The following is a 26,639-nucleotide window of genomic DNA, read 5'->3' on the forward strand; positions in this document are numbered from 1 at the left end:
ATCTTTCGCCCATCCCACTTTATTTGTCATGTGCTGGACTATATAGCCTGGGCGCACTTTGCCGTGGCAGATGCAGCAGATTGAGGTTGTAACGCCGTGCCCAATCTACGCTTAAGGCCGTAGGGGCTGCTAAGGTAACCAGGGTGCCAACCTTAGCACGCACGGCCTTCTGCACCAGCTCCAGGCTGCCGCGACTGGTGAGCACCACCATGCCGGTATGCGGATTAAGCTGTTTGCGCAGTAGTGCGCCAATTAATTTATCCAGGGCATTGTGACGGCCAATATCTTCACGGCACAGCTGAATATGTCCATCGCCATCTAAATAGAGTGCTGCATGCATGGCGCCGCTGCAACGGGCTTGTTGCTGCACTGCGGTGATTTTGCTGCGCAGGGCCAGAAACAGTTCCGGTGCTGGTAAGGGCGCAGGAATAAGGGGAGTTAAGGCTGGCAAAGCTTGCTCAAGGGCTGCCACGCCGCAGATACCACAGCCGCTGGTGCCAGCCAGTTGCCTGCGGCTTTGCTTAAGAATCCAAAGCGCTTTATTGCTTAAGGTAACATCTGCCAGGCAGGCCCCATCAGATTCGCTAACAACCATGTCGTGAATCTGTGTGGCGACATCAATAATGCCATTACTCAGGCTAAAACCCAGTACAAAATCCTCTACATCGCCGGGTGATATCATCATCACCGCATGGCTGATACCGTTGTAGCTAATGGCCAGGGCGGTTTCTGCAGCGAGGGGAAACTGCCCGGTATTTTGATTGTCGCTAACCTCCTGGTATTGATAGCACTCAGGCTGTTGCGAGGTATTGGTATGATCCTGCGCTGACATATCTCACTCAAAATTCTGGCGGTTAAGCCATAAGCTGGAAAAAGACTAACATGTCACAGCTTGGCATATCTCGGCGTATTCTCATATCTGTAGCGCTTTTTGAGCTGAAGCACCGTGACTGGAATCTGCGAAGTCAGAGTACGCAGATAGTACAGGCCTACATGGGCAAAGGTCACATGCTCGGCTTACTCCTTAGTGTTTGCTGTTAGCCTGTCCAGAACCTCAACGAGGTAGTCGGTAGATGCAGGAGCGAAGTCGAATCCGTCGGCGGATTTTGATTTCATCACATTTGACACAATGCCCACTAATTGCATATGTTCGTCAACAACCGGACTGCCACTTAAACCTCTTAGTTTAGTTGGCTCCATGTTGGCCATTTTTACGCGTAAGTTATTGTTTTCCTTGTTAAGAAATGCGCCAGCGTAGGTGTCTTGCAAGCAACTGGCCTGGTTTAAATAAGTGCAGCCGACCGCGGTCAGCATTTCCCCCGCAGCAATTGGCGTACGGCGAAGTAACAAGGGCGTTAAGAACGTTGGCTGCTGAGGCACTTCGAAAACCAACCAGTCTTTTTCCAACACTGCCATATCCAGCTTTTCGCTGCGGTCTTCATTGAGTAGTTTGCCCAGTATAATGGGGGCATGGTCAGCGTTGTTGGCACTGATTTGCCATTGAGCAATATGATCTTTTATTGACACACTTTGCATGTCGGGGACATTCGCTTCCAGCAATACATGTTTGACTGTTAGTGCGTAGACTTTATCTCGGTATTGAAGCAAGAACGCGTTGCCGATAAATGCATGGTTGGATTTAGCATTGTGGAAGGTTAATTGGTTGACTCCTGACAGTTGCTGAGCATAGGCAAGCACCGGGATAAAGAGTAATAGGGTAAACAACCCCAATGTGATGGAAGGCTGATAATATTTCACTGTATCTCCTTGTTAGCTGAACATAGCGCCCATAGTGCCGTTGGCTAAGGTGGCAAGCATGTATCACAGTAAGCCATAACACTTTTATCTGGCGGCTAGTTTCACTTGAGGATTACATATCCCAGTTCGGGATAAGCACTTCCTTTCTTACATAATGGGGCGAACTCTTTTCCATCTTAACGATTGGATCCAACTCAACGTCTTCTCGGCGATACGACGATCAAAATTGTCACCAGCAATCATCGGATTGAACTCACCCCGTTGCCGGGCTAAACGGTATTGTTGACCATTCTGATAGTGCAGCATGGCATGTTCGGCCCCATCAATAATAAAGGCTGCGCTTTGCACTAGGCCATTGGTGTTTACAATGTCGAATGCCCAGTGACTATTGATGGCCTGGATATCAAGGCTGCCATGCAACATAAGGACAGGCGTCACGCTTTGGCGCCATAGCTTGGCAAAGTCATAGCGGTTCAAGTCTCTGAAATAACTAAAATGACGGTTGAACACTTGCTCATTCTGCACAGGTAGTAAGTTGGCTGTTAATGCCGGTTTAGACGCTTGGGCAGCGAGTACTTTGGGCCATGTGATGTTGGAATTTAACCATAAGTGCAAAAAGGGCTGAACAAGGCGTGTATTGTGCTCAGCTTGCTTAACGGGCACCGCAAAGTGGCTGACCGATTGATGGCGGTATACATCTAGTAAATAGTCATACCAGGGCTTGGACACGCCACCATAGCCGATAATACCCGCCACCTTCTCCTGATTAGCCACCACGGCACTATGTAACACTCCAATAGAATGCCCCCACAGATAAACTGCATTGGCATTGACGTTTTGCCGCGCTTTCAGTGCGCGCAGTGCCTGAATAAAACCTTCTGATTCATCTGTGAAATTCATCTTGGTGCACTGCTCTGTGGACCGACTGTCTCCTATGCCAGGCTTTTCGACACGAAAGACGATAAAACCAGCTTGAGAAAACTGCCGCACCAGTTGGGATAAAGCGCTCTTCGGGAACAGTCCCATGTCGATGGAATCACAGGTATAGCCTTGAATGTAAAAAATGGCTGGTGCTTTTTCGCCCGGCTTCAGGGATCTGGGCACATGCACAATAGTGCGCAAACGATGATGGTTAAACTCAACTTCTTCATAACTGACATAAGCAGCGTCGCTTACTTCGTATGGTTTGGGATAGAGTGGGCCTTGCAGTGTTAACAATTTCGTATCGCGGAGTATCTCGATGGTCAGCGCATCACCGCTTTTCAGTTTGCTAATCTGAGATACCAACTGGTCAAAATCTGTAACATTGACCTTGTTCAGGCTAACCAATTGATCGCCCTGCTGTAACCCCAGATGAGCGGCAGTACTGTTAGACACCACGCTGCCAACTACAACGAGCTCGTCTGACGGTGAGGCCGGTGCAATACCCAGAAGTGGCGAGCGCGACAACGCCCAGGCCGCAGTCACTGACGTCAACGACATTGACAACCCGAGTGATAAAAGAATTAGTAAGCGCACCTTTTAGTGTTCCTTGACGGGTTGCTAGGCCATAAGCCGCATGGATAAATATTGATATACGCGAGTGCATAAGCAGAGCAGAGTCTGACTCAGACAGTTTATGAGCGATGTCCAAACGGGAAGCCATATCGCCACTGTCTTGCGGTTATATGCATAAAAGAGCCCAAGGGTGGGGCAGAACTGAACGAATACCTCGCTGGTGTGCTTCATCGGTCCATGCGTAGCTGTTTTGGTTTAACACAACCTACCGATTGGTGGCCCACATTGTGTTAACTTAACCTGAGATTTACAGCAACTTAGAAACGATTACTTACACTGTCACCAGACGTGCATGATGGATTTCGCAATGAATCACACCTTATTGGGGCTCATTTATTTTATGGCCTTTAGTCACAGCTTAATGTTGGCCATTTCCCTGTGGCATAGGTCCGCTAAACAGAGCTCTGGTCGTTGGCTGGCATTATTAACCTTAATTGTCAGTTATAAGTTGTTCGAAGGCGGCGCACTTTATACCGGGTTGTATCCGTTTCTGGCCCATAGCATGGATTTATTGCCAGGCGAAATACTGGTGATTGGGCCGCTGTTATATATCTATAGCATCGTAGTGGTGGGTAAAAGACCCGCCAGGAGCGCGCTGGTAAGTTGTCATTTTATTCCCGCCTTGGCCATCTGGCTGTTTAATTCACCCGCGGTATTTCGTGGTACTGATGCGAAAATTGCGATGTGGGAAACGGTAGTGACATCTTCAGAAGGGGCACCCCTGCCAATATACCTGGTGATATTATTGTTGGGCATGAAAGTACATCTGAGTGTGTATTTATACTTGAGCTGGCGTGAAATACGTTTATTCGAACACGCTTCAGCTAATCTGCGTTCTGACAATAGTCAGCAGGTTTTAGCCAATATCAAAAGCCTGATTGCGGCCTTTTTTGTGTTAGAAATGCTATGGGCAGGGCTGTTTATCGGGCAGCAGTACTTTGGCCTGGATAGTTTGACCAAAGTCGGTGAAATCTGGTTATTGTTAGTCGCTGCATTGATGTTAGGCATTGGCTATATCGGGCTGCAAAAACCAGATCTTATTTTCACCAAGGAAGAGTACACACTGGCCCAATCACGGGCTGACAGTAATACGCAGGACAAGACAGACAATATTAAGTATTTTCACTCAGCACTGCCGATGGAAACGGCTGAACTTTTAGCTAAGGAGCTGGAACATCATATACAGGCTAAACAACTATATCTGGACGATAAATTGAGCCTGACAGACCTGGCCAAGGCGACTGGCATTAAAGCCCATACGCTGTCGCAGGTGATTAATCTGACCATGAAAACCAGCTTTTATAAGCTGATTAATACCTACAGAATTCAGCACGCGATAGAATTAATCGACAATCCTGCCATGAACTGGACCCTGGAGCGAATCGCATACGAATCTGGTTTCACTAATAGGGTGACGTTCAGTAAAGCCTTTAAAGAAGTTATGCAATGTACGCCGTCAGCGTACAAGAAAGAAAAGGTCAGAGTCTCATAACGTAACTACTATTCCCGCTGGCGCACAAGTTGCGGTTAGTTAAAAACAGTGGCGCTTAGTGGCAGCTGTCTGACGCGAATTCCGGTTAGGTTAAATACAGCGTTCAATACAGCCGGTGCCGTATCTGGTACGGCGGCTTCTCCCACTCGGTTTGGTGGTCGATGGCTGTTAACCAGTTGAATATCAATCACCGGTGTTTCGGCCAGGCGCAGCACTGGATAGTCATGGAAATTAGACTGCACTACCGCGCCATTTTGCACCGAAATCGCCGGGTTCAGCACAGCAGATAAAGCCCAGATGATAGAGCCTTCTATTTGGCCATGTACCAGCTGCGGGTTTACAACCTTGCCGCAATCAAACAGGCAAACCACTTTGTCGACTTTGATCCCTTTATTACTTTGGCTGACAAAAGCCATTTGGCAGACGTAGGTGCCATAGAAGTAGCTTAAAGACAGCCCTTTACCTTGATTGGGCTGCATTGTCCGATTCCATTCCTGATTGTCAGAAGCCAGATTAAGCATTGCTAAAAGACCCGCTTGCACCTCGTTTCTTTGCTTTACCATCTCAGGCTTGAGTTTTTCACCCTGAAAGTGAGCTGCCTGCTGGGACAGCCACTGCCGCCTGATGGCAATAGGATCGACGCCTAACTTGTCCGCCACCTCATCGATAAAACACTCTCGCGCCAGACCTTGTGGATGCGCATCTACACTGCGCCAAGAGCCGGGCAGAAGCACCAGACTGTCACTTTCTGCATGCCGACAACGCCGATGGATGGTAGCGCCTGCGTAGTAATCCAGCATATTGTTACGCGCCAACCAACCGTAGTTATTGCCACTTCTGGTCAGACAATCCCAGGCAACCGGGTTGTTTTTTGCATCTAAAACCAACCTGTGTTGATCAAAACGGGCCAGGTGATAGCGTCCATGGCGCATGCAGTCTTCACGACGCCATGTGACCTTCACCGGTTTTCTTATTTGAATTGCCAGATAGGCCGCTTCGGCAATGAAATCAAAGAAATAGCGCCGACCAAAACCACCACCTGAGCGCATAGAATGAATTTTTATGTTACTAACAGCGACTCCTGTCACTTCTGCCACATAGTAAAGAGCCAGGGTAGGGGACTGACTTCCGGCCCACAGTGACAGTGTTTTACCGTCATACTTTGCCACGGCACTTAACGGCTCAATATGGGCGTTTTCCTGGTAAGGATTAAAATATTGGCTTTCAAAAAGCGACGTCGGCGTAGCCTTCGCTATTTCCTTGTCGACATCACCGGATGACACCACGTCGCGAATGCGCTCTTGCGGTATTGATAGCAAAGCGTCTTTTATTGACTGATCGTCCTGTCCTGTATAACGACTTTCACCCCATACTGTTTTAAGCAAACGAAGACCTTGCAATGCGTGCCAGGTAGAAACGGCTATCACCGCCACGCCGCTTTTGGTGCCGCGGTATTTTTCCTGCCACTGGTTACTCTCGTCGGTTTTGTATGGAAATGCCGGCAACACAATGGTTTCCAGCACGCCGTTAAGTTCCCGGCATAGTTGGTCGTCTACTGATACCAGCCTGGCATCTGTTGTCGGGCTGCGCTCTATACTGGCGTGCACCATGCCTTCTAAAGCAACATCAATGGCATATTCTTGCTGGCCAGTCACAATATCCTGATTTTCCAGGATAGAAACGGGGGCACCAATGAGCGTGAGATCTTTGTCGGATTTAAGTGCGGCATTGGTTGGCAGCGGCCGACCAATAACACCTCGAAACAACGCACTAAAAGCAATGGCTTGCGAAGTAGCAAGCCGATGGACTTTGCCCTGGGAGACAAAACAGTCTTCAGGTGAACAGCGCCATATATCGCATGCACATTCGATAAAAACGTGCCGCACATTGGCTGCAGCCTGACGAAGCGGAAGATACGCAGCCAGCATACCGTTACTACCTGCAGAGGATTCTAATGAGTGCTCAATGGGCATCTCAGTGTTTAGAGGAGGGCGTTCAATAACCAAACGTTGCCAATCTGCCCCTAGTTCATCGCAAGCAACCATGGCCAGCCCGGTCGAAATTCCCTGTCCCATTTCAGGTTTAGTATCCCGATAAGTAATGGAACCATCCATGTTTAAGCGAAAATACACGTCAAACTGATGATCAGTACCTGTCTCCTGGCTACAGGTTGGCAGAGTAACTGCAAATAGCAGCCCACCTCCTGACACCAGGCTTAGCTTAACAAACTGTCGTCTGCTTATTTCCATGGGGCCTCTTTGATGCTTGCTGAACCGAACCTTCTTACCAGGCAACGTGATTGATCATTTAATCAATGATGCAAAGCTCCACGGAGGTTTACATATTCAAAGGTTCTTAATGTAGCTGAGCAACGCGCGGTACAGTCAGTACTCTTCGCACGGATATCTTAAGTGTGACATGTCACACTTGATGTATATTCAATCACTCAAGAACAAAGTTGCTGGAAAGACGTTGAGTGCAATAACGAACTCAACTGCTTCATGGTGAGTGGCGTAAGCCTTTCTGCGGATTAATTGCCAATCCCAATTAACGACTAAACTGGTCGCTACCATGCCGTTTGTGGTGCGCGGGATAACGCACTCTAAAACCAGGATTGTTGTTTTAGAAGCGGCCAGGTTTTACACCATAGGTTAGATTTTTTAATCCAATCAATATAGTACCTGCTGTGATGTAACGCAGCTCCAACTCTGCAGCACAAGCGTTTTCTGGGTTATCTAAGCGCACTGACCATGCATCTGACTGATGACAATATAGATCTTGTTCGAACGCTTGTTGCAAACAATACAACCAAACGAATCACCAAAATGGTGGCCTGAATGCCCTTCACTCTTACAATACGCATATTCACATAATGTATATTATGTTAAATACCATTTGTTGTTTTATATGCCCTTGGTTGAACGCTGGTATTTACTTAGTTTTATCCCCTATTTTTGATTTCTGGTTTAAATCGTTTCGATGTGGCGGATTCTGGTAATGGCTTTTGGGAGTTTTTGTGGAGCTTTTACTTGGTGCCGCTACGTGAAATCTGCGTTAGTTTGCCAGTGTCTGTCTTGCAGATTTCACCACGGCGCACTTTGTTTGCTTTGCAGCCTATTTCAAATAATTGGCTAGGTTTTTGTTAGTTTTTATAATGCATAAGGTTTTGGATTGGGAATTCATCTTTTAACTGAATTGACCAAATCGTTCGATTTGACTAGTCTTGAGGCCAACACTAAAGCGGAGTTATTCATGCAATCTTTAACCGCCAATGAAGCCAAAACCAAGTTCGGCACTATGCTGATCAACGTTCAAAACGAACCTGTTGAGATTCTGAAAAACGGTACGCCCGTAGCCGTTGTTATGTCACTACGCGAATATCAAAGCCTGGAAGCGCTTAAAATGGAACTGGTTAAAGCACGGTTTACTGATACAGATGATAGTGATCTCGTCGATGGTAAGTCGTTTTTCCAAGAGCTTGATGCTGATACCCTTTAATAGTGGCCAACGTACCAGTACCCTTCTATTTCAAAAGTTATGCCCGTGCTGATTTGGTAAGTATTCGCCAATACACAATGAAGCAATGGGGTCAGGCACAGTGGCTCACCTACAAAGACACTTTATTCAATACCTTTCAAACTCTAGCGAATAGTCCAGACATTGGCATCACGCTAAATGAGATTTCGCCAGATGCCTATCGTTTTCCACTGAAAAACCACGTTATCTACTATGTCAGGAAGCCGGACAAGATCATTATTGTCGGTGTTTTGTCTTCGGACATGGCTCCCGAAAAGCATCTAAGACGTGAAAAAGCCATTTCAGACGAAGTCTGAAGCCAGGAAAAGTAGCTCAGGAACTAGCTTTTCAGTTCACGCATAAAGTCTTCACAGGCCTGGTCGCGGTGTTTATCGGTGCGCTGTTTTGCTGCTTTACAGGCCAGCCAGCCACGGCCAAAAGCATGCTCTAACTGGCTGTAAAAATAGCGCTGGCTGCTTGGTCTAAGTTTAAGTTTGGCCTGCAGTAATTGGCCCTGGTCCTGGGTATTGAGACCACTTGGCAATTCAGCTACTGCTTGTTTAACACTATCCAGATCTTCTTCCGGGTCCAGCAAGTATTCCAGCACCAGATCGTAGTTATCCCCATCCAGCCCCGCTTTGGCGGCCAAGGCTCTGAGCCGGTCCAGGGTTTCGGCCTTAATGGTTAAGCTGGTGAGATTACTTAAATGGCGCTGCTTATACTTACGCCATTTGGCATTCAGGCGTTTATAGCAATCCGCCACAATGCTGTACTTCAGTAACTGCATGGCCTCGCTGGCACTTAGCTGAGTAAAATCTGGCAATACGCTATCCGGCTTAATCATATCCACCGGCTTAATGGCTTTTTCAATTAACCCGCTTTGCACAAATTGTTGCCAGAGTGCTTGGTTGGTATCTGTGGTGGACGATGTTGATGTGTTTTGTTTTAGATTCAAATCCGTGACCTGTCACAAGTAAAATGTATACAGCCTACTCTATTCGAGTTGTTGATTGGTTGCAATATCACTACTGTGACATGTCACGCTTTTACCGCAACACTATTCGTCCAAAGGTGGCCACTGACGCGCGGCATGGAGGATACGGAGAATCCGGATCAACTCGGGTGTGCATTGATAAACTACGATGTAATTTGCCAGGGCAACTAATTCCCGGGTATTCGCAACCCGGCCGGTTCTGCCCATTTGTGGAAATGAGGGTAACTTCTCTACTTTTCCAACAATATCGTTAATAAGGCTTTGCGCTGCGTCGGGATTATCCTCAGAAATGTACTCGACAATTGCACTCAAATCAGCGTGGGCTAATTTGGACCATGCAATTTTAGGCACGGCGTTTCCTGTTAACTAGCGCTTGTAAGTCGTTAACAACCTGATTATGTGGCACATCCGCCTGATTGCTGGAAAGCGCTTCCTGAACTTTGGCTCTAAACCACGCATCATGTGCATCAGGATCAACGGTCAGGCCAGCCGGTAATCCCCCTTCTTTGCTTACCCGAGTGAGTAATATGCGCACAGCATCTGACAAGGTCAGACCTACATTGGCCAATTTTTCTGTTGCATCTGCTTTCAACTGGCTATCGATACGAACGTGCAGCATTGATGTTTGTGCCATTTCCACCTCAGGCTTATCCTCGTTCACGTAAGTATGTATATCAAAAGCGATACGGTCAACTGGTAAGCTGCTGCCGTTTGAAAGCGATAGAAGAACGTTAGTGACAGCTGGATTTGTACTCGTCATACGCCACTGTCATGGCGTTGTCGACTACCACTTTTCGTACCTGTTCTGTATCTGCAATGAATTGCCAGACTATGATGGTTTCGCCCTGTTCAGTGACTTTTAAATGCGAATCGGCACAAGCCAGTAGATCAAGCCAGGTATGGCTTTGCTGCTCTCCAGCAAGGCAACTTCTTTACCTATCAGTTCTTCAGCGTGGTAGATGTTGCTGGAATCCTGATACCAGTAGCCGAGTATGAATCCGAGGAGGAGGAAAACGGAACCAATTAGCCATTTATTCATAGTTATTACTGATCTGTAGCGCTAACGCTGGACGCTTACTAATGGTTTTCTTAGTAGCCTGCGTGGCTGACTCTGGATTCATTGACTCTCTCATTGCTGCTTAATCTGTTAATGCGGCTTGGCTTCGCTGACCAAATGGCCAAACACCAGTTCTACCGCTTTGCTTTGTTGCATACCCTCAGCCACTAGTGATTCCACTTTATCCATCATGGCTTTTTGGCCTTCTATATCCGGGCTGTTGGCGAGCACAATACTTAGAACGTCGGCTAAATCCAGTTCAAACATGTGGTTTCCTTGTTGTTTGGTTATTTGTTCTTCATCTGCGGCAATCTGCACTTCCGACTTATAGCCCTTACCCGTTTTCCAGTAACTGCAACATCGCTCTGTTCGGCCAAATACTGTCTTTCTGACCTTTTACGTTGTAGGGGCGTTCAGATAACCAGGCGGCGGTTTTGTAGGGTGAACACTCTGTGATATTGACACTGTCGTACCACAGCATGTGTTCGATATTGCCGGCCATAAGATTTAGGGTGCCCTGTACCGAACGATCGCTGGTTTTTTCAATACAATGTGGCGCAAGCCATGTCTGAGCAGTGTTGAGTTGTTCGTTATTGGCCCCAATTTTCAACAAGGTGTTAATAAAACAATCGGCAAAATGATAGTCCAGGGCTGCAAAGTCCAGTTTGGTCAGGCCAATCATAAACAGAGGAAAGCGCGTCTGATTATGCACCAGTAGCACGCAGTTACGTCGATGTAATATGACTAAATTGGCGTGCCAGCCGGAGAGAGGATTATTATCAATCTGCTTTGACAGGCTATTTTGCCATTTTCCGCCCTGTGGTAATGCCCCGCCTTGCATCGGTAATTTGGCGATCAGCTTTTGTGTGCAATGTAACTTAATCATTTATCTATCCTGAACAATTGCTTGGCTGCTTTCACTTTCCATACCCAGGGGCGATAGCCAGATTCTCAGCGCCATACAGGCTTTGCTGGTTTTGTAGCCAGAGCTGGTATTCCCCTCCCCTCAGGCTGGCGTTTTCGGTGCAATCCACATTCCAGCGCCGTAGCAGATAACCGGCCAGGGCGGCGCGTACGTTGAGTTCCAGCGCGCCGTTTTGCATGCCGTAGTCCAGTTCAATGGCGGTGGGGTGGTTAACATTATGCGGATGCGGCACCAGTTTGATCGGCATCTGGCGCTGCCACTGATGATCTTCGCTTGGTTCTTCATTGGGCTGCGGCGCTTTATCCAACAAGGTGACGGAGCTTATGCGGGTCAGCACAAAGTCGCGAAAGGTCTGGGTTTTACGGTCGAAGCCACGTACATGCCAGCGCAGGCCGTTATCGATAATACTATGCGGCACTATTTCCCGGGCCGCCGAACCGCTGGACAGCGAGGTGTAAATCACCTTGACCGCCCGGCTATTTAAAATCGCCTGAATAATACGCGCCACCACAAAGATATCCGGCACATTAAGCTGGCTGGGCGCTTCAACCGGAAAGCTGAGATCGCTAATGGCATCAAAGCCGTCGCTGATATCAGCGGCGAGCTTGGCCAGAGTCTTTTTGGCGTCATGGGCAAACAGCGGTTTAAAACCCGGGGTTTGAAAATACTGCTTTAGGCGGGTGTCGTAATGGATGTTATTCGGGGCCAGTTCCTTATACAGATTAAAATCGCGGGTACCGGCAGATAAGCCCACCTCAAAGCGGTTAATCAGATCCTGGCGGGTCAGATGGCCCTTAAATAACAGCACAAAATCTATATAGGCCAGGCGCTGGCGCTGGGCAAAAGGGATATCCTTTAAATTCATGTAACACCTTGATTAGGCTTTTATACTTTTCGAGTGTGCTTTATTTTAAATTGGATAACAAGGCGTATTTTCAAGCACTTGGGGTGCTTGGCATTGCGTTTAAGGCGATGCTAGGATGGTGCCGTTTTTTCAGACTGACTACAGGCTTGGGATAATCGCCACTATGACGCCACTTCTTAACGTAAAACATTGGCCTTTGCAGCTAGGCAGCAAGGACGTGCTGGCCCCGCTAATAGGCTGGTGTGGATTTGTGCTGGTGTTAACCTGTTACTGCCTGGTTTATAAGCAGGTGCTGTTTGCCTCATCCTTTAATTTTAGCTGGGCGGTAGCCACTGAAACTCTGATGTGGGCCTGTCGTGAATGGGCAGTCTGGATGGTGCTTACCCCGTTGGCCTTTGCCTGTTTTCGTCTGAATCAAAAGGTCATTCAGCCACAGCACAAAGGTTGGCTGTGCTGCGGTGTATTGCTGCTGATTGCGTTACTGGCCAAATTGGCGATGGAACTGCTGGCCAGTACAGGTGATGCGTTCAGTAGCCTGGTGGTGCTATTTCCCCGCTATCTGGCTGCATCGTTAGTGGTGATGTGGGTATGGCGAAAATACCTGCGCCCCTGCTCTGCCCGTCCCAAACAACCAACACTTGAGCCAGCCGACGCCAACGAAAGTGCCAGCATTATGGTTAACAAAGGCAGTGGCCAGGTGTTGCTGGCCATTGATGCAATACAATGGCTTGCCGCCAGTGGTAACTATGTTGAAGTGCATACTGCTGATGGGCAATATTTGCTGCGCGCGACCATGCAGCAACTGCAAGAACAGTTGCCCGCGCGGCTTTTTTTACGTATTCATCGCTCCTATATGGTGAACCTGGGCGCCATTGACTGTATTCAGCATCTACCTTCAGGTAGTGGTAAGGTATTGCTCAAAAGTGGCCATACCCTGGCCCTGAGTAAATCCTATCGTAAGGCACTACAGCAATTTAAGTTTCAGGCGGTGCCTTAGCGGCCACCAACTTGATGGCCTTGCGAATTCTGGTGTAGGTACCGCACCGGCAAATATTACTCATATGCGCATTGACTTGCTCCTCGCTGCGATCGTTCACCTGCTCCAGCAAAGCCACGGCCGCCATTATTTGCCCGGCCTGGCAATAGCCGCATTGTGGCACATCTTCATCCAGCCAGGCTTGTTGTACAGGATGCAGGTCGGTGCCAGACGCCAGCCCTTCAATAGTGCGAATAGCACTGCCCTGCAATTGCCCCACTGGTAAAAGGCACGAGCGCACGGCTGAGCCATTTAGGTGCACAGTACAAGCACCACATTGGCCGATACCACAGCCGAATTTGCTGCCGGTTAGCTGCATTTTTTCACGCAGGAACCACAACAGTGGCATTTCTTGGTCTTTCTGATCAAGGTTAACTGGCTGACCATTAACGGAAAACTGAATGGGCATGGTGGCTCCCTAAATATTGATATGTTCTGCAAATGGCATACGGCGTAAACGTAAGCCGCTGGCCGCATAGATGGCATTAGCCAGGGCCGCTGGTGCGGGCGCGACAGGCGGTTCTCCCACACCAGTTGGGCTTTGGGCGCCCTGTATGATGTCAATTTCAATCTGTGTTGGGGCTTCCTGCATTCGCATCCAACGCAGTCGGTCAAAGTTAGTGGTGGCGACAATACTGTCCTGTACTGTCACCTGGTTAAACAAGGCAGCGTTTAAGCCGTCAATAAAACCGCCTTCCATTTGTGCGCGAATATGGTTGGGGTTAACGGCCAGACCACAGTCGATAACGCCCCAGGCCTTTTGTAATTGCAGCTTTCGGTTTTTATCCACTTGCACCTGCAGAACAAAAACCACATAGGTACCAAAAGTGAAGTGACCGGCAATTCCCAGCCCCTGCCCGTTTTTTAATGTTCTCCCCCAGCCAGCCATCTTTGCCGCCAAGCGATAGCAATTAGCCATACGACCTGAGTCGATTTCGTTGGCGGCCCAGAAGTTGATTGGGTAAATTTTCGCTGGCCCCATCAGCGTTAACCTAAAAGTCAGTGGGTCGCTGCCTTTGGCATAAGCAAGTTCATCTAACATGGACTCCACCGCAAAGGCTTGCTGCATTTGTCCGGGGCCACGCCAGGCACCTAAAGGAAATGGATGATTTGCCGTAAGGCTTTCTATCCTGCAATCACTAATCAGATGGGCAGGAAAACCATGTGACTCCGCCTCGCCACCGGTTTGCGCCTGGCGCATATGCCAGCCCTGAATGCGCCCTTGCTTTAACCCGGCCTTAATTTTTACCGCAGCTGCGGGAGCAAAATAATCGCGCTGCATATCGTTTTCGCGGGTCCAGAGCACTTTAACCGGCTGGCCGACCTTATGACTGAGCCAAATGGCTTCACGCAGAAAATCCGTTTCACCTTTGCGGCCAAAACCGCCCCCCATACGTTTGTTGCGTACTTCTACCCTTAAAGCATCTATACCGGTTAGCTGTTCAACTTCCAGGGCCACCTGGTGTGGCCACTGATGGCCCACCACCACCACGGCATGATGTTTTTGAACATCAGCAATACAATTCAATGGCTCCATACAAGCGTGACTTAACAACGCCCGTTCGTAGGTGTGCACTAACACTTGTTCTGCCTGCTCAAAAGCTTGCTCGACATTGCCGTCATCCCGGTGGCGCTTGCCGGGATTCGATGATTGTGCCAAAGCATTGAGAGCAGTTCTGTGCGCTGCGCTGTTCAGGCCAGCGTAGCGATTGGCATCTGTCCAGGTGGTGGCCAATGCGGCTTTACCCTGCAGGGCCGCCCAATGACTGTCTGCCAACACTGCCACACCAGCTGCACATATCTGTGTTTCACCACCTGGCCAGTGCGGGCCGCTATGATGCGGTGTTTCGACTATCTGTTTGACACCAGGGATGGCAAGCGCAGCCTCACGGTTATAGCCGGCAATTCTTGCGCCCATGGCTGGTGCCCGGTCAATCACCGCGTGCAATGCATTTCGGTAGTTTTCATCAATACCAAACAACGGCTTACCGGTAACTATGTCTCTGCCATCAATAGAGGCTTTACTGCTGCCTATGATACTGAATTGTGATGGATGTTTGAGCTTCAGTCGGCTTAAGTCCACGCGGCGCGTTGAGGCTTGTTGCGCCAGTTCGCCATAGCTGAACTGACGAGAGGATTGGCTGTCGATAATCCGGCTGTTTTTGGCAGTTAACCTGGCAGCCTCACAGCCCCAGCGTGCTGCGGCCTCTTCGATCAGCATCTGGCGCACAATGGCACCGGCGGTGCGCAGGTACGACCAATTATTCTTCAGGGTCTGGCTGCCCCCTGTACCTATTTGAGCATGGGCATAGACGATATTATTTTGCTCATCGCGACGAAGAAACGTAGGCATAGTGGTGTCGAATTGGATCAGCGACCAGTCCAGATCCATTTCATCCGCCAGGATCATAGGGCCGGCGGTACGCATAAATTGTCCCATCTCCATAATGGGCGATTGCATACTGACCGAATTGTCACTGTGAATGTGCACATAAACACACCATTGCGATAATTCGGCATTGGCATTGTCACTGCCTCTTACCTGACCAGGAAGAAGGATTGATATCAGCATAGAGCTACTTACGATTGCCGATACTTTTAGAAATTCCCGCCGCTTGGGGTCCTGAACCATTACCCATCGCCTTTATGTTGTCTTGTTACCCTAGACAACAATCTATGCGCCGAAGAGCCCGGAAATACAGCAGATTGGGATAAATGGACGAATTCCGTGCCGAGTGTACAGGAGCGTATCCGCGGCTTGATGCGAGTTAGTGCATGATGAAAACCACAGAGGCACAGAGAACATGGAGTTACCGATAGCTTGTACTCTATGTACTCTTTTGGAACGGTGGTTATTCTGAATTCAGACAGAAAAACCCGAAAGCAGTTTTCATCTTAGAAACGCGAAAACAAGACGTTTTAATGAACAGAAACACTCTGTGCCTTCTGTGTCTCCGTGGTGAAAATCTAACTGCGCAGAAGGATAAAAAACCACAGAGACACAGAGAACACGGAGTTATCAATGGCTCGTACTCGCTGCATCCTTTGAACTGTGGTTATTCTGAATTGTATCGTCTGATCTAGTCAGTTGACCCTGTTCTCGAAGAAAGCAAAGTTCAGGCAGTAAACTTGGAAATCCTATTTACCACAGAAATAAAAAGCACAGCGTTTTAATGAACTTAAACGCTCTGTGCCCTCTGTGTCTCTGTGGTTTATTTGATTACGGATTACAGAATCCCAGCGTCTTTGCGAGAAGCCCATAAAAAAGGCCTGCGAAAGCAGGCCAATACAGATTAAGCACCCAATGCTGAAGCCAGCCCCTGCGGCGGCATGGCGCCGGAAGGCGCACTGTCTTCAATCAGCATCAACGACGCATTGCCGCCAATGGCGGTGGTATTGACCGTTAAGGTCTTCTCCAGCCACATACGCTGCAACAAGCGCTGACCGCCAGGTTCGCAAATAAGCGGCAACAAGGCGCCAGGGCGCGTGACCAGTGCTTGTTGCACCAGGGCGTTATAGCCACAATCCGGGCTGCTGATCACTCCGCTTAGGGCCGGATGGGCCAACAACGCGGGGGTAAAGCTGACTATTTGCAGCGGTAAAGCAGATTGCTGCATGGCTTTCAGCCACTCGGGCGTATGGCCCAAACAGGCAATAATCAGCCCATTACCACTGATAAGCGCACTAAGCAGGGCCTGATAAAGATGCCTGTCCTGTCGACCTGCCACTAAATACAGCAACCAGCCGCGGGGCTCAAAGTGCAGTTCGTTGCGTTCCCCTGTTGGCCCTGGCAGACTTAAGGGGCGGGCCAGCCAGGTTCTGGCCTGGCTAAATAGCGTATCGGTCAGCCGCTCCAGCTCTGCCCTGTCTTCACCCGGCAACTTAAGCATGGCCAGCACGCTGCGTAACTGGCGCTCGCGCTCGGCCAGTGTCACTGTCTGCCAGCTTTGTAGTGGACGGCTATCCAGCGTTAGCGGCGGCTGTTCAGCCACAGCCGGCCAACAGCTTTGCATACTGTGCGGCGTCGCCGCAGGTTTTTGCAGGCGGCTTAAATACAAAGGCCCACCGGCTTTGGGGCCGGTACCGGATAACCCGCGCCCGCCAAAGGGTTGTACTCCCACCACCGCGCCGACCATATTGCGGTTAATATACACATTGCCAACCTGAAGCTGGCGGGCCAGTTTGTCTGCTCGCTCGGCCAGGCGCGAATGAATGCCTGCGGTTAAGCCAAAACCAGTGCTGTTAATTTGTGCCACTACCTGGTCAAGCTCGGCAGCGGCAAAACGGACCAGATGCACACAAGGGCCAAAAACTTCTTCTTTTAGCTGGCTGATGGCGCTGATTTCATACAACCTGGGGGCAAAGAAAAAGCCCTGATCTTTGGGCAGATCCGGCTCAATTTTAGCCAGTAGCCTGGCTTGTTTGTCCATACGCTGGGCATGGCGCTGCAGGCTGTCCAAGGCTTTGGCGTCAATCAGCGGGCCAATATCGGTAGCCAGCAAAGCCGGATCGCTAACGCTCAATTGCGCCATTGCCCCTTGCAGCATGGTGATCAACGCATCGGCAATATCTTCCTGCACATACAATACCCGCAGTGCCGAGCAGCGCTGCCCGGCACTTTTAAAACCGGATTGGATTACATCGTCCACCACCTGCTCCAGCAAGGCCGTGGAGTCGACAATCATACAGTTCTGCCCGCCGGTTTCGGCAATCAGCGGAATCGATTCCGCGCGTTTGGCCAGTTGTGCGGCAATATGTGCGCAGGTGGCATTGGAGCCGGTAAACATGACCGCCTGAATTCTGGGGTCCGGCAGGCAGACTTTGCCTACCACGGCGCCTCTGGCCAGCACCACCTGCAGGGCATCGGCAGTTAAGCCGGCCTGATACAGCATATCGGCCGCGCGCAAGGCAATCAGACTGGTTTGTTCGGCCGGTTTGGCCACCACGGTATTGCCGCAGACCAGTGCAGCCACCACCTGGCCGACAAAAATCGCCAGCGGAAAATTCCAGGGGCTGATACACAGCACGGTTCCCAGCGCATTCAGATTGGGCTGTTGGTCGGCAAGGGCCTGCTGTGCGTAGTAGCGGCAGAAATCCACCGCCTCGCGCACTTCGGCCACCGCATCGTCCAGGGTTTTACCGGCCTCTTTTAAACACAAGCCCAGTAGTTCGGTTTGCTGTTTTTCCATGCTATCGGCAAAGCGCATCAGCACCGCGGCCCGCTCGCTTAACGCGCCGGATGACCATGTGCCAAAAGCGCCATCTGCCCGGCGGATAGCGCTGGCGATGTCGTCCTCGCTATGGGCTTTCAGCCAGGCCAGTACCTGCTGGCGATTGGCGGGGTTTCGCACTTCCAGATAAGCTTGGTGGTCATCCTGCTGCGGCTCACTAAGGCGCTGCTGATGTTGTTGCCACCAGTTATCCAGGGCGGCATCCAGGGGCAGTAAATCGTTATGATGATGTACATCCAGCCCCTCGGCATTATTACGCTCATTGCCATAAATGGCCTTGGGCAGCACAATATGCGGATTGCGCTTATCGCTCATGACCAAAATGGCATCCACCGGGTCGGCCAGCAGACTGGCCAGATTCAGCTGTTTGTTTTGCACCAGATTCACAAAGGACGTATTGGCACCATTTTCCAGCAGGCGGCGCACCAGATACGGCAGTAAATCTGCGTATTTGCCTACCGGTGCATAAATACGGCAATGCAGTTTATTGCTGGTCACCAAAGGATCGTACATGGCTTCGCCCATGCCATGCAGGCGCTGAAACTCAAAATCCCGTTGCTCACCGGCCATTTCCAAAATACAGGCCAGAGTGTAGGCATTATGGGTGGCAAACTGCGGGTAGATCCATTTGGCCTCAAGCAGCGCTCTGGCGCAGGCCTGGTAGCTGATATCGGTATTTTGCTTACGGGTAAACACCGGGTAATCGGCCAGACCATGTTGTTGCGCCAGCTTAATTTCACTGTCCCAATAGGCACCTTTTACCAGCCGCACGTTTAAGCGGCGCTGGGCTTTGGCGGCCAGGGCCGCCAACCAGTGGATCAGCGGTAAGGCACGTTTCTGATAGGCCTGTACCGCCAGGCCAAAGCCGTCCCAGCCCTGTAGTTCAGGGGATAAAAAAACCGCTTCAATGACATCCAGCGACAAGTCCAGTCTATCGGCCTCTTCGGCATCCACCGTCAGACCAATATGCTGGCGTTTGGCCAGCACTGCCAGTTGCAACAGCCGTGGCACCAGCTCGCTCATCACCCGGCCTTGCTGTGCCAGTTCGTAGCGGGGGTGAATGGCCGACAGTTTCACCGAAATGCCGGGACTGGCCGCCACATTCCCTGCAATGCCCGTTAGCGCCATAATCGCATGCTGATAACTGGCAAAGTAACGATCGGCGTCGTGCTGGGTGCGGGCACCCTCGCCCAGCATGTCATAGGAATAACGATAACCACGTTGTTCCTGGGCTTTGGCATGTTGACAGGCCTTTTCGATACTCTGGCCGGTTACAAACTGCCCGCCCAGTAGCGCCATGGCAAAGCGCATGGCCTGGCGCACCAGCGGTGCCCCCAGACGTTTCAGCATACCGCCAAAGCGCTTTTCGCTCTGTTTAGAGGCCAGCATTGATTTACCGCTGACCAGCCCCAGACTGGACAAATTAACAAACAGTGAATGGCTGTTACCCAGGTGCGAATGCCAGTTGCCCTGCCCTAATTTTTCTGCGATCAGCGCGTCGCGGGTGGCGCTGTCGGGAATGCGCAGCAGCGCTTCGGCCAGACACATTAAGATAACCCCCTCTTCGCTGGACAGCGCGTATTCCTGTAGCAGGCTTTCCATCATACCGGCCGCGGCCTGCTGCATATGGGTAACCAGTTGGTGGGCCTGGCATTTGGCCTGGGCCTTGGCACTGTCATCCAGACTGGCCAGGGCAACTAGCTGATTGATAAGGCCTGCTTCATCGCAGTGGTAATGATCGCGAATTTGCTGGCGCAAGGCGCAAATCGGCGGCAAGGGCGTGGAAAATAACATGGCATTCACCTCAAACGAATAGTCAGAACTAGCGCATGGCAGCAGCATGAGCTGCCGGGCGCGGTTTATCTTGGCTCAGGGCGTCGGATGTGGCGGCGTTAATCACCTCCAGGATGGCGGCACTGCACACCGGGCAAAAGGTATTGTGGCCGCCATCACGAAACATCAGGCAGTTCAGGGCCGGACGGTAAAACTGCGTAGGGCTGTAATTGGCACCCACAAAGGCCCCTACCTCATTGGCAAAGGGTTGGCTTTCAAGCCAGCGCTGATCGCTCTGCATACTTTGCATAAAGCGCTCGCGAGGCCAGGGGGTGGGAATAGGCGTGTCTGCTTTTACCCATTTGGCCCATTTCAGCTTGCCGTCCTGTAAGGCGGTGACATTGGGTTCGTGGGGTTCAATCACTTGCGTGACCTGAGCATAGCCAGGGGTGTCATGAAAATACTCATCGGCCAGCCCGGCCAGGTGATGGCCAAGTTCATGTACCAATAAAAAGCGCAGGCGTGGCTCAAAGGCCGGCACCACAGTATAGGCACCAAAAATGCCGCTGGCGCTGTATTTGGCTGAGTTAGTCAGAATAACAATATTGTCGTACGGCGCATGCATGGCGATATTACGCAGCCGCTGGTTTTCCAGGGTCAGGGCGTAGCGGGCCATGCCCAGGGCATTGGGATTCACCTTCAGGGCCGTGTCACCGCCAAGACCAGAATCATTGGAGGCAACAAACAGCGCCCGGACATTAAAGGCATGCTGATAACTTTGATAAGGCTCGGCGCTAAACAGCGCCTGCATGGCTTTTTGCGCCGCGGTAAAGAATTTGTCCTGCTCGCCATCAGTAAAGCCTTCGGCAATAAACAGCAGGTCCAGCTTTTGCTGCGGCTGGCCATTTTGCAGCAGGTCGCGTACTACCACAGGCGCAAAAGCCTGGGCCATTGGCGGCTCGCTTGATGTGGCAGCCAGGATCTCGGTCTGCCAGACTGGCACAAAGGGCTGACCGGGTTTATCTAACTGGCGCGCAGAGATTACTAAGGTTGCATCCTCTGTTGGCGCCGGAAAACGCACCGATTCCTGAAACTGGCCAGTTTGCGCTTTGGCCGCTACGCCGCGGGCCCAGTCTGAATACACCGAGTTATAGCTTTGCGAAAACCAGGCGCTGGGCTGGCCTTTAGCAAAGAGTTCCACTTTGTAGTCGCCACGCAGCAAATGATCAATCCAGGGCGACGACCACTGCCCGGGTTCACGCACGAGCGCCGGTTCGGTAAAGCCTTCTTTTGCACCATGACCGCCAGTATGTATAAAATCCAGCCGCCATATAGGCGTGGCGCTGGCACTGCTGATAAAGGCCATAACAATAAGACTGAGCAATATGCGCATAGAATTACCTTGAAATTCAAATTCAGAGCGCACGCTAATCAGTTCATTTGCAAGGAACAATGCAACTGGCATCAGGTGGTGGGAATCGGGGCATGAACGCACCGGATGCGGTCATTAAATATCAAAGCAGCAAAGCCAATCCAACGGAGCTGTTTACAACTTATTCAAATGGGGTTTTCGGTTTATACCGCCGAGGGTGACATTGGATACAAGCATTCTGCCATTCATGCCCATCAGCGTTTTTATTGTGCGGCAAATGTTATCAAGTTGTGATGCCAAGCCTGTTTCCGTCATCAATAAAAGGCAGGCACGTGATAACAACAACAGGACAACACAACATGCATCAAGTGAGAGATAACCATAACGCCGCCCCTTTTCGCTATTCGTTGCTGGCTTTGTCGGTGCTGGGTCTGGTTCCGGCTGTGCAGGCTCAGGCACAACAAACCAGCGAACAGAATATGGAAATGGAGGTGATTGATATCACCGGTAGCCGCATTCGCCGCACCGATATTGAAACGCACACCCCGGTGGTCAGTTTCAGTGCCGATGACATTGTAAAAACCGGCACGATCAATATTGGTGAACTGCTTAATGAGCTTCCCAGCATGGTACCGGCCGGTGGCACCGAAACCAGCAACGCCAATGGCTATGCCGGGTTAAGCCGCCAGGATCTGCGTGGTCTGGGTTCCACTCGCACTCTGGTGCTGGTCAATGGTCGTCGTCATGTGCCCTCCGTACCAGGCACCAGTGAAGTAGATGTGTCGTCGATTCCCACTGCATTAATTGAACGCATTGACGTACTCACCGGTGGCGCGTCTTCGATTTACGGTGCCGACGCAGTGTCCGGGGTGGTAAATATTATTCTGAAAAAGAATTTTACCGGCACCGAAATGAGCGCCTCCTATAACAGTACCGGCGAGTTTGACGGAAAACGCTGGTACGCCACTATGACTCACGGCCAACCCTTTGCCGATGGCAACGGACATATTAACTACCATTTAAGCTATCAAACCTCAGATGAAGTAGAAGCCCATACCCGTGGCTATGTGGCCAATGATCTGACCTTTATCGACAACCCCAATGCCGATGCGCCCGGGCAAGTTAAACGCATCACTGCCCATCGCTCTTCGCTATACGCCAGCAGTCAGCGCCTGTTTTTACTGGATGGCCGTCCTTTTGGGATCAATCCGGACGGCAGCTTAAAGCCGATGCTGGCTGACGGACAGGAAGTGTATGGCACCAGCACCACCCAACTTGCCGCCCTGACGGTGGACAGCAGCAATGACAATTTTTATACCCGTTATCAGTGGGGGCGCCTGGCGGTGCCAGAAGATAAACTCAATGCCAATTTGAATCTGAATCGCGAAATTGCCGATGGCGTGGACTTTAGCGCGGAGCTGAAATACGTTAAAACCAAGTCTGAGAGCCGCACCGAGCCACTGGCCGAATACGGCGTGACGCCCTTGCCTGCAGACTATGCATTTTATACCGATGCACAGCGCCAGGAGGTTACGCGTACCGGCCAGGGCCTACTGTTTGGCGGCTATTTCCCGGAAATGGGACGTCAGGGCAGCGACTATGACTATGACCTGCATCAGGCGGTGTTGGCCCTGGAAGGTCTGACCGACAATAACTACCGCTGGCAGCTTAGTGTTCAGCATGGCCAGACCAAAGTGAAGACCACCAGCATCAATGATTATTCCCAGGAAAACTGGGAAAAGGCGGTATGGGGTGGTTATCAGGACCCTGAGACATCCCAGTGGCGTACTTGTGATGCCAGCTGCGTGCCGGTCAATGTGTTTCAACCTCTCAGCCAGGACGCAATTGATTATCTGAAAATTGCCCCGCACCAAAGCAGTGCCAAACTCACCCAATCGGTATTCGCCGCCAGTCTGGATGGCGAATTGTTTGAATTACCTGCAGGTTTTATGGGGTTTGCCATTGGTGCTGAGCATCGGCGCGAGAAAAGTGACAGTACTCCTTCCGATGTACAACTGGCCGGATTGGGCGCCTTTAACTATAAAGCCAAACCACTTAGCGGCGATTATCATGTCAGCGAAGCCTTTGCCGAGTTGCGGGCCCCCCTGCTTAGCGACGTACTGCTGGCCAAATCGCTGGAATTAAATGGCGCCTGGCGTACTGCCCGTTATAGCACCGCTGGTACCAACCATAGTTGGACGGTGGGTCTGGATTGGATGCCTACCGACGAACTTAAGATTCGCGCCTCGCGAGCCAAGGCCGCCCGGGCACCCAATATCAATGAGATCTACCAGAGCGAAAGCCAGCAATGGAATTATGTGTATGAGGTGTGCTATTCCGCCTACCGTAAAAACGGCTCTGAGTACCGCGAAGCCAATTGTGATGCGCGTGGCCTGAATGACCCAGCCAATTACTATAACAACGCGCTGATCATCACCTCGGGGAACGAGGAGCTGAAAGCCGAACGCGCCTATACCTTTACCGGCGGTTTGGTGTATGCACCTGAGTATATTGATAATCTGAGTCTGACCGTGGACTACTGGGATATCAACCTGGTGGATAAAATTGGCACCCTGGACTGGTCGCAGATTTATCCTAACTGTATGGACAGTGCCAGCCTGGATAATATTTTCTGCGACTTAATTGAATACCAGGACGGTTACACTCAGCTTAATGTGTCGTACCTGAATCTGGCCATGCATGAAACCCGCGGCGTTGATTACGCACTGGACTACCGCTTCAGCCTGCCGGACAGCGGTGTCAATCTGTCGCTGCGCAGTAACTGGAGCCGCATGTTACAGCGTGATTTGCAGTCAGATCCCAATGCCGAGATAGAACAAACCCTGGGGGAAATGGCATTTCCTAAATGGCGGGGCCGTACCACATTTAGCGCCCAGACTGAGGACATCACACTGACCCTGACCGGCCACTACATTGGCTCGCAGGTGCCTGACTTGTCACGCGATCCGGCTGATTACTCAGTGTATGCCACCGGGCGGCTTTGGTATCTGGACTTAGGTTTGAACTATCAGTTCAACAGCCAGACCAGTGTAAACCTGTACGTGTCCAACCTCAGTGGCCGCGAAACCCCGCAGATCCCCGGCGCCAATACCGGTGGTGCGAGCTGGGAAATGGGCTACACTGCTGGCTTGTACAGTACACTTGGCCGCTATTACAGCCTAAGTGTCAATCACAGGTTCTGATAAGTAAGATGCCCGCCAGTTGGCGGGCTAACTGGATAGTCAATGACGTACCTGACTTTTCTGCGCGGCAAACTGCTGGCGCTGTATAACACCATTAGCTGGCGCGATCTGGTGGTGGTGTTTTTGCTCAATACCATGGGGGCGCTGCTTAACGCCCTGCACTACCTGATTGCCGATGGGGCCGGTTTTTCGGCCTTTTACGCCAGTATCAGTGAATACATTAAGGTGTATAACCTGTTGGGCTTTGCCCTGATGTTTTCATACCTGCTGCTGTCTCCTGGCCCTGATGCCCGGCTTGGATTCTTCCGGGTTTTGTCTATTGGCGGGCTGGCCTTTGCCATCAGCCTGCCGGTCAGCTTTTTGATGTTTGGCTGGCAGGGCAAAACCGTTCATCCGATATTAGCGGCTTCCACCTATTTGCTGGGTAATCTGCTGTTGGCGGCCTGGGCGATTTTTGTGATTATTTATATCAAAAGGCGGGAATCGCAGATTCAGTTTCAGAATCTGCGCAACCAAATCGCGCAAACCGCCCAGCAGCGCGACAAAGCCGAGATGGAGCTGCATTTGCTGCAGGCCCAGTTGGAGCCGCACTTTTTCTTTAATACCCTGGCTAATCTGCATAACCTGATCGATATCGACGGCGAGCGCGCCAAACACCTGCTGGAAGAGCTGACCCGGTATCTGCGTTCAACCATTCCGCAGTTTCGCCAGCGTTTTATCAAGCTGAGCGAAGAACTGGAGATAGTGCGCCGCTATCTGAATATTCAGAAGATCCGTTTTGGCGACAAACTGAATTTTAGGATTGAAAGCGACGACAGTGTGGCCGCTTGCCCGGTGTTGCCTATGTCGGTACTGTCTCTGGTGGAAAATGCCATAAAGCATGGCATCGAAAAGACCCGCCGCGGTGGCACGATTCAGATCCTCGCCAGGCAGCAAGGCGAGCAACTGCTGTTAACCGTGAGTGACGATGCCAACCTGCTACAACAGCAATCTGAAGGAACCGGCCTGAGTAACCTGATTGCCCGCCTGGATACTGCCTATGAAGGCCGGGCCAGATTCAGTATTGCCTGCCAGTCGCCGCTGACACTGGCCACATTGGAGTTGCCCCTGCATGGTTAATCTGATTATTGCCGACGACGAACCCATTTTACTCGACAGCCTGGCCGCCAAGCTGACCAAATTCTGGCCCACTGCCAACATTGTGGCTAAGTGTCAGTCGGGCGAAGACGCCCTGGATGCCATTTTGGCCAATGACGTACAGGTTGCCTTTCTGGATATTCAGATGGGCGATCTGACCGGTATTGATGTGGCCCTTAAGGCCAGTGGGCAATGCCATTTTGTGTTTGTGACGGCCTATGACCAATATGCCGTATCCGCCTTTGAAACCGACGCCATTGATTATCTGTTAAAACCCTATTCCGATGAACGGTTGCAGGACAGCATCTCGCGGGTCAAAGCCAGGCTGAACAGTCAGCCGCTGGATATTAGTCAGGCGCTGTTGAGTTTGCAGGGTGACAGCCGCCAGTATCTGAAGCGCATCAAGGTCCAGATAGGTACCCGAATTTGGTTAGTGGCGGTGCAGGATGTGCTGTATTTTCAGGCCAGCGGCCGCTATGTCAAAGTGGTGACCAAAGCCCGGGAAGCACTGGTGCGGATGCCGCTGAAGTCCTTGCTGATGCAGCTTGATCCGGACTGCTTCTGGCAAATTCATCGCAGTATCGTCATCAATCTCAATCACCTTGATCATGTCAGTGCCAGTGAGCCGGAGCAATTACAGGTGTTTATGCAGGGCGTTAGTGAGCCCCTGCCGGTGAGTCGCAGCTCACAACATCTGTTTCGCAGTATGCCGTCGGAGTAAGC

Annotated in this window: 22 protein-coding genes; 7 read left to right on the forward strand and 15 right to left on the reverse strand. The window is 50.8% G+C overall.

Annotation, left to right across the window (positions count from 1 at the left end; genetic code table 11):
* Positions 1-19: 19 nt before the first annotated feature.
* The 3 genes from fdhD to ABD028_RS03700 all read right to left on the reverse strand — a co-directional run bounded on the left by fdhD (position 20) and on the right by ABD028_RS03700 (position 3,240).
* Positions 20-832 (reverse strand): formate dehydrogenase accessory sulfurtransferase FdhD, encoded by an 813-nt coding sequence (gene fdhD, locus ABD028_RS03690; protein WP_343841891.1) that lies wholly within the window; start codon positions 830-832, stop codon positions 20-22.
* Positions 833-1,017: 185 nt separating this feature from the next.
* The gene (locus ABD028_RS03695; protein ID WP_343841893.1) at positions 1,018-1,758 is read right to left on the reverse strand and encodes a trypsin-like serine protease; all 741 of its coding nucleotides are present in this window, start codon (positions 1,756-1,758) and stop codon (positions 1,018-1,020) included.
* Positions 1,759-1,905: 147 nt separating this feature from the next.
* Positions 1,906-3,240 (reverse strand): alpha/beta hydrolase, encoded by a 1,335-nt coding sequence (locus ABD028_RS03700; protein ID WP_343841896.1) that lies wholly within the window; start codon positions 3,238-3,240, stop codon positions 1,906-1,908.
* 382 nt (positions 3,241-3,622) lie between these two features.
* Here ABD028_RS03700 and ABD028_RS03705 point away from each other — a divergent pair, with 382 nt between their 5' ends.
* Positions 3,623-4,807: a helix-turn-helix domain-containing protein gene (locus tag ABD028_RS03705; protein WP_343841899.1), complete on the forward strand. Its 1,185-nt coding sequence runs from the start codon at positions 3,623-3,625 to the stop codon at positions 4,805-4,807.
* Positions 4,808-4,842: 35 nt separating this feature from the next.
* Here the strand turns inward: ABD028_RS03705 and ABD028_RS03710 are convergent, their stop codons facing one another.
* On the reverse strand, positions 4,843-7,056 hold the full coding sequence (locus ABD028_RS03710) for a xanthine dehydrogenase family protein molybdopterin-binding subunit (protein WP_343841902.1): 2,214 nt from the start codon (positions 7,054-7,056) through the stop codon (positions 4,843-4,845).
* Between the two features lie 1,003 nt (positions 7,057-8,059).
* Here ABD028_RS03710 and ABD028_RS03715 point away from each other — a divergent pair.
* Together ABD028_RS03715 and ABD028_RS03720 are read left to right on the forward strand one after the other, a co-directional pair.
* Positions 8,060-8,305, forward strand: a complete 246-nt coding sequence (locus tag ABD028_RS03715) for a type II toxin-antitoxin system Phd/YefM family antitoxin (RefSeq protein WP_343841905.1) — start codon at positions 8,060-8,062, stop codon at positions 8,303-8,305.
* A gap of 2 nt (positions 8,306-8,307) precedes the next feature.
* On the forward strand, positions 8,308-8,640 hold the full coding sequence (locus tag ABD028_RS03720) for a type II toxin-antitoxin system RelE/ParE family toxin (RefSeq protein WP_343841908.1): 333 nt from the start codon (positions 8,308-8,310) through the stop codon (positions 8,638-8,640).
* 23 nt (positions 8,641-8,663) lie between these two features.
* Here the strand turns inward: ABD028_RS03720 and ABD028_RS03725 are convergent, their stop codons facing one another.
* The 7 genes from ABD028_RS03725 to ABD028_RS03755 form a co-directional block, all read right to left on the reverse strand.
* Positions 8,664-9,278 carry a hypothetical protein gene (locus ABD028_RS03725; RefSeq protein ID WP_343841910.1) on the reverse strand — a complete coding sequence of 205 codons (615 nt, stop codon included), beginning with the start codon at positions 9,276-9,278 and terminating at the stop codon, positions 8,664-8,666.
* A gap of 102 nt (positions 9,279-9,380) precedes the next feature.
* Positions 9,381-9,668, reverse strand: coding sequence for a type II toxin-antitoxin system RelE/ParE family toxin (locus ABD028_RS03730; RefSeq protein ID WP_102795405.1), 288 nt, complete (start codon positions 9,666-9,668; stop codon positions 9,381-9,383).
* Complete coding sequence (locus ABD028_RS03735) at positions 9,661-9,951, reverse strand: type II toxin-antitoxin system RelB/DinJ family antitoxin (protein ID WP_102795406.1); 291 nt, start codon at positions 9,949-9,951, stop codon at positions 9,661-9,663. Before ABD028_RS03735 ends, ABD028_RS03730 begins: the two co-directional genes overlap by 8 nt.
* Before the next feature lie 225 nt (positions 9,952-10,176).
* Complete coding sequence (locus ABD028_RS03740) at positions 10,177-10,356, reverse strand: hypothetical protein (protein ID WP_343841914.1); 180 nt, start codon at positions 10,354-10,356, stop codon at positions 10,177-10,179.
* Positions 10,357-10,464: 108 nt separating this feature from the next.
* Positions 10,465-10,641 carry a hypothetical protein gene (locus ABD028_RS03745; RefSeq protein WP_343841917.1) on the reverse strand — a complete coding sequence of 59 codons (177 nt, stop codon included), beginning with the start codon at positions 10,639-10,641 and terminating at the stop codon, positions 10,465-10,467.
* A 67-nt stretch (positions 10,642-10,708) separates the two neighbouring features.
* Positions 10,709-11,260: a DUF6933 domain-containing protein gene (locus ABD028_RS03750; protein ID WP_343841919.1), complete on the reverse strand. Its 552-nt coding sequence runs from the start codon at positions 11,258-11,260 to the stop codon at positions 10,709-10,711.
* 31 nt (positions 11,261-11,291) lie between these two features.
* Positions 11,292-12,164, reverse strand: a complete 873-nt coding sequence (locus ABD028_RS03755) for a helix-turn-helix transcriptional regulator (RefSeq protein ID WP_343841921.1) — start codon at positions 12,162-12,164, stop codon at positions 11,292-11,294.
* A gap of 163 nt (positions 12,165-12,327) precedes the next feature.
* Between ABD028_RS03755 and ABD028_RS03760 the strand changes: the two genes are divergently transcribed.
* On the forward strand, positions 12,328-13,161 hold the full coding sequence (locus ABD028_RS03760; protein ID WP_343841924.1) for a LytR/AlgR family response regulator transcription factor: 834 nt from the start codon (positions 12,328-12,330) through the stop codon (positions 13,159-13,161).
* On the opposite strand, the gene ABD028_RS03765 is transcribed toward ABD028_RS03760, so the two are convergent.
* From ABD028_RS03765 to ABD028_RS03780, 4 genes are all read right to left on the reverse strand, one after another.
* Complete coding sequence (locus ABD028_RS03765; RefSeq protein WP_343841927.1) at positions 13,139-13,609, reverse strand: (2Fe-2S)-binding protein; 471 nt, start codon at positions 13,607-13,609, stop codon at positions 13,139-13,141. The genes ABD028_RS03760 and ABD028_RS03765 overlap by 23 nt on opposite strands.
* Before the next feature lie 9 nt (positions 13,610-13,618).
* Complete coding sequence (locus ABD028_RS03770; protein WP_343841930.1) at positions 13,619-15,772, reverse strand: xanthine dehydrogenase family protein molybdopterin-binding subunit; 2,154 nt, start codon at positions 15,770-15,772, stop codon at positions 13,619-13,621.
* Between the two features lie 721 nt (positions 15,773-16,493).
* A complete protein-coding gene (gene putA, locus ABD028_RS03775; protein WP_343841933.1) occupies positions 16,494-20,225 on the reverse strand; it encodes a bifunctional proline dehydrogenase/L-glutamate gamma-semialdehyde dehydrogenase PutA in 3,732 nt (1,243 codons plus the stop codon).
* Positions 20,226-20,253: 28 nt separating this feature from the next.
* Positions 20,254-21,597 carry a M64 family metallopeptidase gene (locus ABD028_RS03780; RefSeq protein WP_343841937.1) on the reverse strand — a complete coding sequence of 448 codons (1,344 nt, stop codon included), beginning with the start codon at positions 21,595-21,597 and terminating at the stop codon, positions 20,254-20,256.
* A gap of 338 nt (positions 21,598-21,935) precedes the next feature.
* On the opposite strand from ABD028_RS03780, the gene ABD028_RS03785 reads away from it, so the two are divergent.
* Genes ABD028_RS03785 through ABD028_RS03795 form a run of 3 tightly spaced genes read left to right on the forward strand, consistent with a single transcriptional unit; the run spans position 21,936 to position 26,637 of the window.
* Positions 21,936-24,779, forward strand: coding sequence for a TonB-dependent receptor plug domain-containing protein (locus tag ABD028_RS03785; RefSeq protein WP_343841939.1), 2,844 nt, complete (start codon positions 21,936-21,938; stop codon positions 24,777-24,779).
* 42 nt (positions 24,780-24,821) lie between these two features.
* Positions 24,822-25,898, forward strand: coding sequence for a sensor histidine kinase (locus tag ABD028_RS03790; RefSeq protein ID WP_102795421.1), 1,077 nt, complete (start codon positions 24,822-24,824; stop codon positions 25,896-25,898).
* Positions 25,891-26,637, forward strand: a complete 747-nt coding sequence (locus ABD028_RS03795) for a LytR/AlgR family response regulator transcription factor (protein ID WP_343841944.1) — start codon at positions 25,891-25,893, stop codon at positions 26,635-26,637. The genes ABD028_RS03790 and ABD028_RS03795 overlap by 8 nt, the downstream gene beginning before the upstream one ends.
* Positions 26,638-26,639 lie beyond the last annotated feature (2 nt).

It is taken from the genome of Bowmanella denitrificans (assembly GCF_039522935.1).
Classification (GTDB): Bacteria; Pseudomonadota; Gammaproteobacteria; order Enterobacterales; family Alteromonadaceae; genus Bowmanella; species Bowmanella denitrificans.